The following is a 14,491-nucleotide window of genomic DNA, read 5'->3' as shown; positions in this document are numbered from 1 at the left end:
GCCCGTCCGGCGCTTCGGGACCGGAAGATCTACGCGCGCGGCTCCGCCGCCACCAGCTCCGCGATCTGGACCGCGTTCAGCGCGGCGCCCTTGCGCAGGTTGTCGTTGGAGACGAACAGCGCCAGGCCGTTCTCCACCGTCTCGTCGTCGCGGATGCGGCCTACGTAGGAGGCGTCCTTGCCCGCGGCCTGGAGCGGCGTCGGGATCTCGGACAGCTCGACCCCGGGGGCGTCCTTCAGCAGCTCGTACGCCCGCTCCACGCTGATCGGGCGCTCGAAGCGGACATTGACCTGGAGGGAGTGCCCGGAGAAGACCGGCACCCGCACACAGGTCCCGGAGACCTTCAGCTCCGGGATCTCCAGGATCTTGCGGGACTCGTTACGGAGCTTCTGCTCCTCGTCCGTCTCGAAGGAGCCGTCGTCCACGATCGAACCCGCGAGCGGCAGCACGTTGAAGGCGATCGGGCGCTTGTAGACGGTGGGCTCGGGGAATTCCACGGCGTCGCCGTCGAAGGTCAGCCGGTCGGCGTTCTCGACGACCTTGCGGGCCTGGTCGTGCAGTTCGGCGACGCCCGCGAGCCCGGAGCCGGACACGGCCTGGTAGGTGGTGGCGACGAGCGCGGTGAGACCGGCCTCGTCGTGCAGCGGGCGCAGCACGGGCATCGCGGCCATCGTGGTGCAGTTCGGGTTGGCGATGATGCCCTTGGGCCGGTTGGCGACCGCGTGCGGGTTGACCTCGGAGACCACCAGCGGGACCTCGGGGTGGCCGCGCCAGGCGGACGAGTTGTCGATCACGACGGGCCCCTGGGACGCCACCTTCTCGGCGAGCGCCCTGGAGGTGGCGCCGCCCGCGGAGAAGAGCACGATGTCCAGGCCGGTGTAGTCGGCGGTGGACGCGTCCTCGACGGTGATCCGCTCGCCCCGCCACTCGATGATCGATCCCGCGGAGCGGGCGGAGGCGAACAGCCGCAGCTCGTCGGCCGGGAAGTTCCGCTCGGCCAGGATGGTGCGCATGACTGTGCCGACCTGACCGGTGGCTCCGACGATTCCGACCTTCACAGGGACTCCTCCGTACGTACATGCGGCCCGGGTGCCGCGTCCATGATGCGTCTCCCCGTGCCCGCCTTGTCCAATCCATTCCGCCGGTCGGGACGGTGCGTCGTGGGTCACAGGGCAGGCGACGTACGTAAGGGGCGGGCGCCCGTCCGGACGCCCGCCCCTCCTCCTACGTATGCACCGTTACGGCGTAACCGTTACGGCAGGACCTTCTCGATCACGACACTGCCGGTGCCCGCGGCCGTACCGCGCGCGTTCAGCAGCTGGACCTCGCCGAAGAACTGCCGGCCCTCCGGAGCCGCGCCGCCCACCGTCACCTCGGCGGAGACCTCCGCCGACGCGCCGTTGGCGAGCTTCACCGGGGTGTCGCCGACCGTGACCTTGCCGAGCGACGCCGAGTAGAAGACGTCGCGGTAGTTGTACTCGGTGGTCCCGGCCGGGACCGAGTAGCCGGCCACCACGAAGGTGTACTCACCGGCTGCCGGCGCGATCAGGCTCACGGCCTCCTCGGAGTCGCCGTCGGCCGCCTGGCCGACGAGCACGCCGTCCCTGAAGACCGCGAGGTCCAGGTCCGCCGACTGGTCGGAGACGCCGCCGATGGCCACGTCGAGCCGCTCGACGCCCGCACCGAGGGTGACGGTCGTCTCCTTCTCCTCGCCCTGGCCGATCGAAGGCCGGTCGACCTTCGCCGAGCCGAGCGAGCCGCCCGCGAGCTTGCCGTCGATGGCGGCGAACCCGTTGGTGACGGTCCACTCGACCGGGGTCGGCGTACCGATCTTGGCCTCGGGGAGCGTGGTGACCGCCGGGTCGAACGAGGCACCGAGCACGGTGACGTCCAGCTTGTACGGGTTGTTCAGCAGCGGCGACGTACGACGCGACTCGACCTCGATCTCCCAGACGCCCGGCGTCGGATCCACGTACGAACGCAGGTCCGGACGGCAGGTGTTGGCCGGGTTCACGTAGTTCGGGTAGCAGAAGATCGTCGAGCTGTCCTCCATCTGCACACCCTGCGGGTGCAGGCTGATGAAGCGGGTCTGGCTGCCCGCCGCGAGTCCGCCGAGCGCGACCTCAAGGGTCTTGGCGCCCTCGGGGACGGTGATGAAGTACGACTCCGTGCCGTTGCGGTCGACCGAGCCCAGCGACGAGTACGCGAACGAGGGCTTCGCCAGCTTCTTGGAGACGACCACCGTGGTGAGGATCTGCTTGTCCACGCCCGTGCTGGAACGGTCGTCCAGTTCGAGGATGGCGCTGTGCGCGCCGGCCTGGTCGGCCTTGGCCTGCACGGTGACGGTGACCGGCTTGTTCTTCGGCAGCTTGACGTTCTTGCCGCTCAGCAGCTTGAAGGTGCCGTCGTTGTACTTCCAGTTGAGCTGGTGCGCCACCAGGCCCTTGGGACCGGTGGTGCGGGTGATGGTGACGTCGTACGTCCGGCTCTTGCCGGCCTGGAGGCCGCCTTCGCGGTCGTAGAGACCGGTGCCGAAGCCCGGGGTCTTGAGCGCGAAGTCGATCGAGGTGTCGACCGGGGCCTTGACGCTGTACTCGTTGGCCTTGGCGCCGTCCTGGATCGCGTCCCACGCGCCGACGACGTCGATGAGGCCCGCGCCCTGCTCGTGCGCCTTCTTGCCGACGATCTTGGTGGCGGTGGAGGTGAGAGCGGTGCGCAGCTTCGCGGGGGTCAGTTCGATCCCCTCCTGCTTGGCCGCCGAGAGCAGCAGCGCGCTCGCGCCGGTCGCCTGCGGCGAGGCCATCGAGGTGCCCTGGAGCATCGAGTAGCCGGGCGGCAGCGTGTAACCGGCCTCGGCGACGGGGCCGCCGGGGGACCAGGTCTGCGTGGTGTTGATGGCGGCGCCGGGGGCCGAGATGATCGGCGCGAAGCCACCGTCCTCACGCGGACCGCGGGCGGAGAACGGCATCATGTCGTAGTCGGTCGTGACGACCGAGCCGTAGTTCGCCGCCCAGGTCTCCTTGGAGATGGAGGCGCCGACCGAGATGACCTTGTCCGCGACGGCGGGGTCGCTGATGGTGTTGGTACCGGGGCCGTCGTTGCCCGCGGAGATCACCAGCTGGACGCCGTAGGTGTCGATGAGCCGGTTGTAGAGCTCGGCCCGCGCGTTGTTGCCGTCGTTCAGACCGGGCAGTCCGCCGATGGACATGTTGACGATGTCCACGCCGCGCTCGATGACGAGGTCGGCCATGCCCTCGGTGAGGGCGATGTTGGTGCAGCCGCCGCTCCAGGTGCAGGCGCGCGAGGAGACCAGCTTGGCGCCGGGCGCCGCGCCGTTCATCTTGCCGCCGAACAGGCTGTTGGCCGCGGTGATACCGGCGACGTGCGTGCCGTGCGAGCCCTCGATGACACCGATGTTGACGTAGTCGGACTTGACGCCCGCGTTGTTGACGACGTCCTCGCGGACCTCGACGACGAACGGGATGCGCTCGACGATCTCCGTCTTCGGGTTGTCCTCGCCGAAGTAGCCGACCTGGAAGCCGTTGCGGTACGGCTTCATGATCGTGTCGTTGCCGAACTTGGCGTCGTTGTTGAGGTCGATGCGCACGGTCCGGGTTCCCGTGTCGTACAGCATCGCCCACACGTCGGTGGTGTCGCCGTCCCGGTTCAGGTCCCCGGCCATGTCGCCGCCGCGCGTGGCGGATTCGGCGAACAGGTTGAACTTGTAGTTCCCGGCCGGGGCCGAGTACGTCCGGTTGTTGACCGTGAACGACGGGCCCTTGACGTCGAACTGCATCGGACGCCAGGTGCCGTCACCGTCGTTGACCGGGTCCGTCGCCGTGACCCAGTCGACGATCTTGCGCTCGCCGGTGCTGGTCTTCTGCAGCGACGGGTGACCCAGGTCGATGCCCGAGTCGAGGATGCCGATGGTGACCCCGCGGCCGTCGGCCTTCGGGTTCTGCTTGACGAAGTCCACCGCACCGGTCTCGAAGGACGGGTTGTACGGGTTCTTCGCCGGGGTGTTCGCGCCGGGCGCCGTCGCGGCCACGGCACCCTTGGCCTTCGCCGCGCCCTTCACCGTGTCGGCGGCGGGCGTCGGGTCGTCCAGCTCGACCTCGTGCTTGAGGTCGATGCCGTGGACCGAGGAGAGCTTCCCGGCCGCCTTGAGCGCGGCCTCGGCCTTGCCCGTGGGCAGGGTGGCCCGTACGTAACCGAGCTTGTCGTACGTCTTGCCGACCACCGCGCCGGACACGGCGTCGAACTGGTCGGAGACCTGCTCGGTCTGGCCCGGGGCCGTGGCCACCATGACGGTGACGTTCTTCTCGCCCTCGGCGACGGCCTTGTCGAGCAGGTCGACGTCGTCCGAACCGAGCTTCTCGGTGGCGGACTTGGCGGGTTTCACAGGTGCGGAGGCGGCCGGGTCGTCGGCAGCCGGAGCGGCGAAGACAGGCAGCGCGCCGGTGGCTATCAGCGCGGCGGCCAGGCCCGTGGCGGCGGCGACCCGAGCCACGCGTCTCGGACCGGATATGGAGCTCTCGGATTCGGAGGTCATCAGCATCCCTGCTTGTGAAAGAGACAGTCCGGAATTCGGTACCGGATGACCGCTCAGCTTTGCGTAAATGACCAGGGTTTGTGGAGAGCTGTCGGTGCAGGGAAGTGGCGGTGGCGTACATCCGCCATCGGGCGCCCTCCGCCATCGAGGATCAACCGCCCGATATCCGGGCTTCTTGCCGCCCGGCCGTCGCCGTCGGCGGCACCGCGGCCGTACGGCCCGACCTCATCGCGGCAGCACGGCCACCCGCGCCGGGGGCTCCCGGTCGGCCGCCGCGAGCAGGGCCGTACGGACCACCGTCGCCTGCAACTCCAGTGAGTCCCGCAGTTTCCTGGGCGTCAGATGGACGACCGTGATGCCGAGCCGCTCCAACCGCTCGCGCTTGCGGGCGCACTCCGACCAGGCGACGTCGTCCTGCGGTGTCCTGCCGTGGCGCGGCGCGCGGGTGTCCAGTTCCACGGCGACCGCGTGGTCGGGCCAGTACGCGTCGAGGCCGCCGAGGTACGGGCCGCCCGGCAGGCGCAGGTCGACGTTCCAGACCGGCTCGGGGAGCCCGCACGTGCGCACCATCTCGTAGAGCCGGTCCTCGGCGAGCGCCCGGCCGGCGGCGAGCAGCGAGTCGACGGCGTCCACCACATGCGGCCGGGACAGCAGCCGGGCCTGGCTCAACTCCCGTACGACCGCCGCCGGTTCGCAGTGCGCGTCCCGTACGGCCTCGGTGAGCAGCAGGCGTACGGCCGCCGGGTCGGTGAGCCGGGCGACCGCGTCGGCCAGGGCGCGCGCGACGGGCGCGACGGGGAGCCCGGTGACCCGCTCGGCGCCGGGCAGCGCGTGCGCGCGCACGATTCGGACGTAGCCCGTGGAGCGCAGTCGGCGGGTGCGGGGGACGAGGACGTCGATGTGGGTCAGGGCGGTCAGCGCGGGGGCCGACGAGAGGCCGTGCAGGGTGAGGGCGGCGAGGCCGGTGATCATGGCGGTGTCGCCGGGGGTGCCGGTGCCGGTGCCGGTGCCGGTCCCGGCCGATCCGCCGACCGGCCGCTCGGCGGACGCGCGGGCGGGCTGGGCCGGGACGTCCCCGCCCGCCGCGCCGCCGGCCGGGCGGCGCTCCGCGTACAACAGGGCCCCGCGCAGGCGCTCTTCGCTGGTGGGCGTCGACCGGTGGAGCAGGAACACCCCGGGCAGCAACTGCTGCCAGGGCCCCTCGGGCGCGCAGCGCGCGGCGACGCGGGCGGCGCCGACACCGTGCTCACGCAGTTGCGCGGCGGACAGGACGCGCCGCCGCGCACCGTCGAGGTGGCTGAGCGGGCGGGGCGAGAGCGGAGAGGGGGTTTCGCCGCCGCAGGAGGTGGAGGAATTGTTCATGTCCGTGGCTTCCCCGCGAACCGGCCATCTCCTAACCGCTGTTACGAGCCCGTCGACAAATCTGGACAAGCTCGCCCTAAAGTACGGACGTTCGATCGCCGATCAGGCGGGGCGCTTTCGGATCAGCGAGGCGCTCGCCGATCGGGCGGGGCGCTTTCGAACACGCCCCGCTCCCGACCCCGCGCCTCCCGACCGCGCGCTCCCCGACCCCGCGCCCGCTCAGACGGACGCCCGCGCCGCCGCCGCGTCGCACGCCTGGGCGGCCAGCGCCCGCACCAGGTCGTCCCGCGCCTCAAGTACCAGACGGCGCAGGGCCGGTGGCGCGTCCGGGTGCGCGGTGAGCCAGGCGTCCGTGTCGCGTACGGTCTCCGGGCGGTCCTGGAGGCTCGGGTACAGACCCCGCACCACATCCATGCCGATCTGGATCGAGCGCTCGGCCCACACCCCTTCGATCACCTCGAAGTACTTCTCCGCGTACGGCGCGGTCAACGCCCGCTGCCCCGGCTGCGCGAAGCCCGCGATCGTCGCCTCCACCAGCGCGTTCGACAGGGCGTCGGAGTCGACGACGTCCGACCACGCGGTCGCCTTGACCTCCTCCGAGGGGCGCCCGGCCAGACAGCGGACCTGATGGCGCTTGCCCGACGCCGTGTCGTCGCGCGCCAGTTCCGCCGCGATCACGGACTCGTCGGCCAGGCCGTGCGAGGCCAGCGGACGCAGCAGGCTCCAGCGCAGCTCCTGGTCGACATCGAGACCGTCGATCTTCGCCGTGTTGTCCAACAGGCCCCGCAGCAGCTGGAAATCGGCGTCCGAGGTGGCGGTCGACGCGAAGAACCGCGCCCAGGTCAGCTGGTGCTGACTGCCCGGCTCGGCCAGCCGCAGCTCGCCCAGCGCGCCCTCCGCCAGTGCCTTCGCGCCTTCCTCGCGCCACGCGGGCGCCGCGTAGTGGATCAGCGCACCCTGCGCCCACGCGTGCAGCATCTGGAGCACACCGATGTCCGACTCGCGCCCGGCGAAGCGCAGCACCAGGGCGATGAAGTCCCGGGCCGGCATCAGCCCGTCGCGCGTCAGATTCCACAGCGCCGACCAGCACAGCGCCCGCGCCAACGGGTCGGTCAGCTCGCCGAGATGCTCGCGCAGCGTCTCCAGCGAGCCCTCGTCGAAACGGATCTTGCAGTACGTCAGATCGTCGTCGTTGACCAGGATCAGGTCGGGCCGCTCGGCCCCGGCCAGCTCCGTGACGACCGTACGCGGCCCGTCGACGTCGACCTCGGCGCGCGCGTACCTGACCAGCTCGGCCTCCACGCTCTGGCGCCGGTACAGACCCACGGCCACCCGGTGCGGGCGCAGTTCAGGGTGCGAATCGGCGGCCTCCTGGAGCACGGCCAGCTCCGTCACATGGCCGGTGGCGTCGTAAGTGACCGCCGGGGTAAGGGAGTTGACGCCCGCTGTCTCCAGCCAGGAGCGCGACCACGACGTCAGGTCGCGCCCCGACGTCTCCTCCAGCACCGACAACAGGTCGCCGAGGCGGGTGTTCCCGTACGCGTGGCGCTTGAAGTAGCGCCGCGCGCCTTCCAGGAACGCCTCGCGCCCCACGTACGCGACGAGCTGCTTCAGCACCGCCGCGCCCTTGGCGTAGGTGATGCCGTCGAAGTTGAGCTTGGCGTCCTCCAGGTCACGGATGTCGGCCGTGATCGGATGTGTGGACGGCAGCTGATCGGCGCGGTACGCCCATGACTTGCGGCTGTTGGCGAAGGTCACCCACGCGTTGGTGAAGCGCGTCGCCTCCGCCAGCGACAGCGCGCCCATGAAGTCGGCGAACGACTCCTTGAGCCACAGGTCGTCCCACCACAGCATCGTCACGAGGTCGCCGAACCACATGTGCGCCATCTCGTGCAGGATGACGTTCGCGCGGCGCTCGTACGACGCCTGGGTGACCCGGCCCCGGAAGACGTAGTCCTCGCGGAAGGTCACACAGCCGGGATTCTCCATCGCGCCGATGTTGTACTCCGGCACGAACGCCTGGTCGTACTTCCCGAAGGGGTACGGGTAGTCGAAGTTGTCGTGGAAGAAGTCCAGGCCCTGCTTGGTCACCAGGAAGATGTCGTCGGCGTCGAAGTGCCGGGCGAGACCCTTGCGGCAGAGCGCGCCGAGCGGGATCTCCAGGGTGGAGCCGTCGGGCAGCGCGCGCCGGTACACGTCGGTGACGTGGTGGTACGGCCCGGCCACGACGGCCGTGATGTACGTCGAGATCGGCTTGGTCTCCGCGAATGTCCACACACCGGTATCGGCGCCGGACCCGGTCGCCGCACCGTTGCTCCAGACCGTCCAGCCCTCCGGCGCGGTCACCTCGAAGCTGAACGGCGCCTTCAGATCGGGCTGTTCGAAGTTGGCGAAGACCCGGCGCGCGTCGGCCGGTTCGTACTGCGTGTAGAGGTAGACCTCGCCGTCCTCCGGGTCGACGAAGCGGTGCATGCCCTCGCCCGTGCGGCTGTACGCGCACTGAGCGTCCACGACCAGCACATTCTCCTCGGCCAGCCCGAACAGGGCGATCCGCGAGCCGTCGAACACCACGGACGGGTCCAGCGGGCGCCCGTTCAGCGTCACCGACGTCACGCTCGGCGCCACCAGATCGGCGAAGGTGGCGACGCCCGGCCGCGCCGACCGGAAGCGGATCGTCGTCACGGAGCGGAAGGTGCGCGCCGCGCCGCTCCCCGGCGAGTTGTCCGGCGTCTCACCGACGGCCGAACGCAGGTCGAGGGCGACCTCGTACCCGTCGACGGACAGCAGCTCGGCCCGCTCGCGGGCCTCGTCGCGGGACAGATTCTCACCGGGCACGGGCACTCCTTCGTGTACGTGTTTTTGCCTACAACGGTTCGAATTCTCCCACGGGCCACCCACCGGGAGTGTTCCGGGAATGACCGCGGCGACCCGTGGCGTTGCCCGATACGTTGCCCATCGCCTGACCGAACCCGTTCTTTTACGAGGAGAGACACGCCCATGAGTGAGACGAAGACCAAGACGCCGGTCGACTTCTGGTTCGACCCGATCTGTCCGTGGGCCTGGATGACCTCCCGCTGGATGCTGGAGGTGGAGAAGGTCAGGAACGTCGAGGTCAGCTGGCACGTCATGAGCCTGGCCGTGCTGAACGAGCCGAAGATCGACGAACTTCCCGAGCAGTACCGGGAGGGCCTGAAGGCCGCGTGGGCCCCGGTCCGCGTCGTGATCGCCGCCCAGCAGCTGCACGGCGACGAGGTCGTCGGCAAGCTCTACACCGCCCTGGGTACCCGCTTCCACAACGCCGGCGAGGGCAACAGCCTCGAAACCATCTCCGCGGCGCTGGCGGACGTCGGCCTGCCCGCGGACCTCATCGAGTACGCGGACAAGGACACGTACGACACCGAGCTGCGCGCCTCCCACAACGAGGGCATCGACAAGGTCGGCCAGGAGGTCGGCACCCCGGTGATCGCGGTGCCCGGCTCGGACGGCGAGCAGATCGCCTTCTTCGGCCCGGTCGTCACCCCCGCGCCCAAGGGCGAGGAGGCCGCCAAGCTGTGGGACGGCACGCTGATGGTCGCCTCGATTCCCGGCTTCTACGAGATCAAGCGCACCCGTACGCAGGGGCCGATCTTCGACTGACCGGCGGTCCGTGTCACGGGCCGCGCGGTGAGCTCGTCGCGGCGCCCGCCGGTGACCGAGCCTATGTGGAAGGACCCCCGCGAGTCATGTCCTCGCGAGGGTCCTTCGTCATTCCGTCCGCAGGTGAAGGCTGAGAAGACGATCACGAGCAGGACGACTTCGGGGGCGGCGGTGCCGCGTCAGGGGGCCAGGAGCAGGATGTCGTCCCGCTCCTTCGCCGCCGCGTAACGCTGCGCCACGTCCTGCCAGTTGACGACGCGCCACATCGCCTCGATGAAGTCCACCTTCTGATTCTTGTACTGGAGGTAGAAGGCGTGCTCCCAGGCGTCGAAGACCAGGACCGGCACGGATCCCTGTCCGACATTGCCCTGGTGGTCGTAGACCTGTTCCACGATCAGCCTGCCGCTGACCGGCTCGTACGCCAGTACGCCCCAGCCGGAGCCCTGCGTCGTCGCCGCCGCCTTCGTCAGCTGGGCCTTGAAGCCCGGATACGAGCCGAACGACTCGGTGATCGCGTCGGCCAGGTCACCGAGGCCGTCGGCCGCCAGCGGCTCGCCGCCGCCGTGGTCGCCCGTCATGTTGTGCCAGTAGATCGAGTGCAGGATGTGGCCGGAGAGATGAAAGGCAAGGCTCTTCTGAAGGCCGTTGATCGCGCCCCAGGACTCCTTGTCGCGCGCCTCGTCCAGCTGCTCCAGGGTGTCGTTCGCACCCTTCACGTACGCGGCGTGGTGCTTGTCGTGGTGGAGCTCGACGATCTGCGGATTGATGACCGGTTCGAGCGCCGCGTAGTCGTACGGAAGTTCGGGGAGTGTGTAGATGGCCATGGCCGAGCCCTCCTGCTGCTTATTGCGCATCTTATGCAACTGCACGTTAACAGCAAGAGGGCCCGGTGTTGATCAGGCGTCGGTCCTAGGACGCGTCCCGCGCCATCGCCGCGATGTCCGGGTAGTCCGTCACCACGGCGTCCACCCCACGGCCGAAGTGCAGCGCGTACTCGGCGAAGGCGTCACCGAACTCGTTGGGATTCGTACCGCGCCGGAACTGCGCGGGCAGGTACTGGTTCTCCGCGCGGAAGGTGTACGCGCCCACCTTCAGACCCGCCCGGTGCGCGTCCGCCAGCAGAGTGAACGGCTCCACGACGGACGACTTGTCGGGCCCGATCCAGTCCGCGTACCGCGCGATCTTCCGCAGCCCCTCCGGCGTCATCATGTCCTTGTACGTCGTGGGGTCACCCGCCGCGACGTGGTCGTACGGCGCGCCCGTCGTGCCCAGCGCCTGCCAGAGCGGCAGCCGCAGCCGCTCCTCGGCGAACGCCGCGAGGCTGCTGGGCTCGAACGACTGCACCACGCATTCGTCGGCGTCCAGCCGGTAGCGCCGCACGATCCGCGCCAGCGCCGGCTCCAAGGGCAGCCCGATGGAGCGGAAGTAGGTGGGGTGCTTGGTCTCCGGGAAGACGGCGATCCGGCGGCGGTACCGCCGGGACAGCTCGCGGGCCAGCTTCACGACCTCCTCGAAGGTCATCACCGGCTCACGGCCGTCGAAGACGGTGTTGCGGTTACGGATCAGCGGCAGGCGCTCGACGGCCCGCAGGGTCTTCAGCTCGGCCAGCGTGAAGTCCTCGGTGAACCAGCCGGTCACCGCCCGCCCGTCGACGGTCTTCGTCGTACGCCGGTCGGCGAACTCCGGGTGCTTGGAGACGTCCGTCGTCCCGGAGATCTCGTTCTCGTGCCGCACGACCAGGACATGGTCCTTGGTGGGGACGAGATCGGGCTCGATCCAGTCGGCGCCGGTCTGCACGGCGTAGGTGTACGCGGCCGCGGTGTGCTCGGGCCGCCAGCCGGCGGCGCCCCGGTGGCCGATCACCACGGGGCGGCCGGAGCCGCCGGGGCGCCCCGGCGACCGAGTGGTGGCCGCCGCCGTGGCGGGCAGCGCGGTGACGGCGGTCGCCGCGGTGGCGGCCCCGGCCGCGAGCAGTATCGAGCGGCGTCTGGGCTCTGCGGACATACGGGTCTCCCTCGTGAGGCTCGTGAACGGCGGACAGTTGGCGTGATCCAGGGTTCGGCGGCAGCACGATAGGCAGGTGGGCGGGGCGAGTTGGCGCGATGCGCGGTTGATTCACCGGCTGTGCGCCGGGTGGCCATCGCGGGTTCACCACGGGCCGCCGGAGAACGTCACCCACGGCGCCGGACCGCGTCCGGCGTACGGTGCCGGCCCCTCCCGCGCACGCAGGGCGGCGGCCTCCTACGAACCGCCCCGCCCCCGCGCCGCGCCCAGCCGCGCCAGATGGTCCTCGTACCCCTTCGCGTAGTACGCCGCCCGCTCCGGATCCGGGTCCACCACCGCCGTCGGGGTCGTCCACGCCGCCACGTCCAGCGGGACCCCGTGGCGCGCGGCCGACGCGAGCACCGCGCCACGCGCGCCCACCTCGCCCTCCACGATGCGCAGCGGCCGGCCCAGCACATCCGCGAACAGCCGCGTCCACGCGGGGCTCCGCGTGCCGCCGCCGCACACCGCCAGGGTGCCCGTCAGGCCCGCCGCCTCCAGGCAGTGCCGGGCGGCGTAGGCGATGCCCTCACAGGTGGCGCGGATCAGATCGGCGGCCGTCGACTCCAGGGAGACACCGGTCAGTTCGGCCCGCAGCGCCGGGTCGACGAACGGCGCGCGCTCGCCGGACGGGGCGAAGTAGGGGAGCACCCGGACCCCGCCCGCGCCCGGTTCCACCGCGTCGAGCAGCGCGTCCACCTCCGCGTGGTCCGTGCCGGTCGTCGTCAGTACCCAGTCGAGCGCGGCGGTCCCGACCATCGCGGGCATGGCGCGCAGCCAGTGCCCCGGCCGGTCCGTCGAGATGTGCAGCCCGCCCGGCTCGCCGTCCAGGTCGAGCGTGTCCGTCGCGACGAGCGAGGCCAGGCAGGTGCCGATGATGAGCAGCCCGTCGCCCGGCTCGGTGACCCCCGCGCCCAGCGCGCTGGCCGGCAGGTCGTACGGCCCGTTGGCGATCCGTACGCCCGAGGGCAGCTCACCGATCGCGACCGGGTCGCTGACCGGGGCCAGCAGCCGCGCCCGGTGCGAGAGCCCCAACTCCCCGAGCACGTCGTCGGAGTACGCCCGCGTCCTCGGGTCCAGGAAGGGCATCGACGCGTCCGAGACGTCCGTCGCCCGCACTCCGGTCAGCCGCTGGAAGACCATGTCCTTGCAGTACAGCGCCGTCGTCGCCGCGTCCAGCGCCGCCGGCTCGTGACGGTCGAGCCAGGCCAGCACGGGACCCGGGCAGCCGGGGAACATCGCGCTGCCGCTGTGGCGGAACACCGACTCGAAGACGCCGGACGCCAGCCACGCGTCCACGAACTCGTGGGCCCTGCCGTCCATCCAGGAGATCGCGGGCCGCACGGGACGCCCCTCGGCGTCGACCAGCCAGACCCCGTCGCCCTGGCCGGTGAGCCCGGCCAGTTCGACCGGCTCGGGCAGGGCGGCGGTGAGCGTGCCCAGGGCGTCGGCGACCGCGCCGTACAACTCCTCCATGTCCTGCTCGACATGGCCGCCGTGGATGTCGAGGCGCACCGGGCGGGACTCGACGGCCAGGGCGTGGCCGGCCGCGTCGAAGGCCGCGGCCTTCACCGTGGACGTGCCGACATCGATACCGACGTACATCACGCTCTCCTCAGGTCCGGGTCTCGGTGGGCGTGGCTGTCACGTCAGGCAGTGCGCCAGCGGCTCGCCCTTGGCGTAGCGCGCCACCTCCGCCGACGCGATCCGCGCCGCCTTGCGCGCCACGGCCTTGCTCGCCCCGCCCAGATGCGGGGTCAGCACCAGATTCGGGGTGCCGAGCAGCCGCGAGCCGAGCGGCAGCGGCTCCTGCTCGTACGTGTCGAGCGCGGCCGTCGCGAGCTGCCCGCTGTCGAGCGCGTCGCACAGCGCGTCCGTGTCGAGCAGCCCGCCGCGCGCCACGTTCACCAGGGTCGATCCCCTTGGCAGCAGGGCGAGTTCGCGCGCGCCGATCAGGCCCTTCGTCTCCGGGGTGAGCCGTGCGTGCAGGGTGACGACGCTCGACCGGGACAGCAGCGCCTCCAGCGACGGGGACCGCATGCCGTGCACGTCGCCGCGTACGTACGGGTCGTACACCTCCACCTCGGCGCCGAACGCGGTCAGCACACGGGCGACCCGGCTGCCGACCGCGCCGTAACCGATCAGCCCGACAGGCGTGTCCTCCAGCTCCGGGCCGCAGCGCTCGTACGTGTAGTGCGTGGCGTCCCACTTCCCGTCCAGGGCGAGGGAGTTGTGCGCCTCGGGGATCCGCCGCAGCGCCGCCAGCATCATCCCGACCGTGAACTCGGCCGTGGCCGCCGCGTTGCGCCCCGGCGCGAAGCAGACCTTGACGCCGCGCGCCCGAGCCGCCTCGACGTTGACGTTGACCGGGCCGCCCCGGCATACGGCGATCATCCGCAGCGCGGGGGAGGCGGCCAGCACCCGTTCGGTGAAGGGACCCATCTGGGTCACACAGACGTCGACTCCGTCCAGCGCCTCGATCAGCGCGTCCTCGGAGTCGTTGGCCTCGTCGACCTCGGCGACCTTGCCGAAGGGCGTGAGCGGCCAGGGGAGGGTGAGTTCGGTGATCTCGGCCGGGGCGGCGACATCGTGCCGCAAAGCCTCGGTGATCAGGGAGTTGAGGACGAAGTGGTCACCCGCGGCGAGGATCTTCACGTCAGGGCATCTCCTGTCTCGGCGTCGAACACGTGCGTGTGCTGCGGGTCGGCGGTGACGCGCACGGTGTCGTCCCGGTCCAGGCGGACCTCCGGGCCGGTCTCCACGACGAGTGGTTCCGCGACGCCGTCGAGCGTGAGCGTGGCGATTCCGGACTCCAGGAGCGGCTCATGGGCGCTGACCGTAGCCCGTACGGCGCCGTCCGCCGCCCCGCCCGGCCCGGTGTCCCCCGTCCCTGTCTCT

Annotated in this window: 9 protein-coding genes and 1 pseudogene; 1 reads left to right on the top strand and 9 read right to left on the bottom strand. The window is 70.9% G+C overall.

Annotation, left to right across the window (positions count from 1 at the left end):
- Positions 1–29: 29 nt before the first annotated feature.
- From P3L51_RS15590 to pepN, 4 genes are all read right to left on the bottom strand, one after another.
- Positions 30–1,058, bottom strand: coding sequence for an aspartate-semialdehyde dehydrogenase (locus tag P3L51_RS15590; protein ID WP_354605807.1), 1,029 nt, complete (start codon positions 1,056–1,058; stop codon positions 30–32).
- 194 nt (positions 1,059–1,252) lie between these two features.
- Positions 1,253–4,558, bottom strand: a complete 3,306-nt coding sequence (locus P3L51_RS15585; RefSeq protein WP_354605806.1) for a S8 family serine peptidase — start codon at positions 4,556–4,558, stop codon at positions 1,253–1,255.
- A gap of 219 nt (positions 4,559–4,777) precedes the next feature.
- Positions 4,778–5,914, bottom strand: coding sequence for a hypothetical protein (locus tag P3L51_RS15580; RefSeq protein WP_354605805.1), 1,137 nt, complete (start codon positions 5,912–5,914; stop codon positions 4,778–4,780).
- Between the two features lie 219 nt (positions 5,915–6,133).
- Positions 6,134–8,749, bottom strand: a complete 2,616-nt coding sequence (gene pepN, locus P3L51_RS15575; RefSeq protein ID WP_354605804.1) for an aminopeptidase N — start codon at positions 8,747–8,749, stop codon at positions 6,134–6,136.
- Positions 8,750–8,911: 162 nt separating this feature from the next.
- Here pepN and P3L51_RS15570 point away from each other — a divergent pair, with 162 nt between their 5' ends.
- Positions 8,912–9,550 carry a mycothiol-dependent nitroreductase Rv2466c family protein gene (locus P3L51_RS15570; RefSeq protein ID WP_354605803.1) on the top strand — a complete coding sequence of 213 codons (639 nt, stop codon included), beginning with the start codon at positions 8,912–8,914 and terminating at the stop codon, positions 9,548–9,550.
- A gap of 179 nt (positions 9,551–9,729) precedes the next feature.
- Here the strand turns inward: P3L51_RS15570 and P3L51_RS15565 are convergent, their stop codons facing one another.
- From P3L51_RS15565 to P3L51_RS15545, 5 genes and pseudogenes are all read right to left on the bottom strand, one after another.
- Positions 9,730–10,374: a superoxide dismutase gene (locus P3L51_RS15565; protein WP_354605802.1), complete on the bottom strand. Its 645-nt coding sequence runs from the start codon at positions 10,372–10,374 to the stop codon at positions 9,730–9,732.
- Positions 10,375–10,459: 85 nt separating this feature from the next.
- The gene (locus P3L51_RS15560) at positions 10,460–11,554 is read right to left on the bottom strand and encodes a glycerophosphodiester phosphodiesterase family protein (protein WP_354605801.1); all 1,095 of its coding nucleotides are present in this window, start codon (positions 11,552–11,554) and stop codon (positions 10,460–10,462) included.
- Between the two features lie 237 nt (positions 11,555–11,791).
- Positions 11,792–13,198 (bottom strand): FGGY family carbohydrate kinase, encoded by a 1,407-nt coding sequence (locus tag P3L51_RS15555; RefSeq protein WP_354605800.1) that lies wholly within the window; start codon positions 13,196–13,198, stop codon positions 11,792–11,794.
- Between the two features lie 39 nt (positions 13,199–13,237).
- Positions 13,238–14,248 (bottom strand): 2-hydroxyacid dehydrogenase, encoded by a 1,011-nt coding sequence (locus P3L51_RS15550; protein ID WP_354605799.1) that lies wholly within the window; start codon positions 14,246–14,248, stop codon positions 13,238–13,240.
- Positions 14,245–14,491, bottom strand: a pseudogene (locus P3L51_RS15545) (hypothetical protein); the annotation flags it as partial. The gene P3L51_RS15550 and the pseudogene P3L51_RS15545, both read right to left, overlap by 4 nt.

Origin of the sequence: Streptomyces panacea (assembly GCF_040560175.1) — a bacterium.
Classification (GTDB): Bacteria; Actinomycetota; Actinomycetes; order Streptomycetales; family Streptomycetaceae; genus Streptomyces; species Streptomyces panacea.
Note: the sequence above shows the minus strand (reverse complement) of the source record. Positions and strands in the feature narration are given on the sequence as shown.

Coding starts and splice junctions, on each gene's coding strand:
- P3L51_RS15570 (WP_354605803.1), top strand. CDS start 8,912: ATGAGTGAGACGAAGACCAAGACGCCGGTCGACTTCTGGTTCGACCCG.
- P3L51_RS15560 (WP_354605801.1), bottom strand. CDS start 11,554: ATGTCCGCAGAGCCCAGACGCCGCTCGATACTGCTCGCGGCCGGGGCC.
- P3L51_RS15555 (WP_354605800.1), bottom strand. CDS start 13,198: ATGTACGTCGGTATCGATGTCGGCACGTCCACGGTGAAGGCCGCGGCC.
- P3L51_RS15580 (WP_354605805.1), bottom strand. CDS start 5,914: ATGAACAATTCCTCCACCTCCTGCGGCGGCGAAACCCCCTCTCCGCTC.
- P3L51_RS15585 (WP_354605806.1), bottom strand. CDS start 4,558: ATGCTGATGACCTCCGAATCCGAGAGCTCCATATCCGGTCCGAGACGC.
- P3L51_RS15565 (WP_354605802.1), bottom strand. CDS start 10,374: ATGGCCATCTACACACTCCCCGAACTTCCGTACGACTACGCGGCGCTC.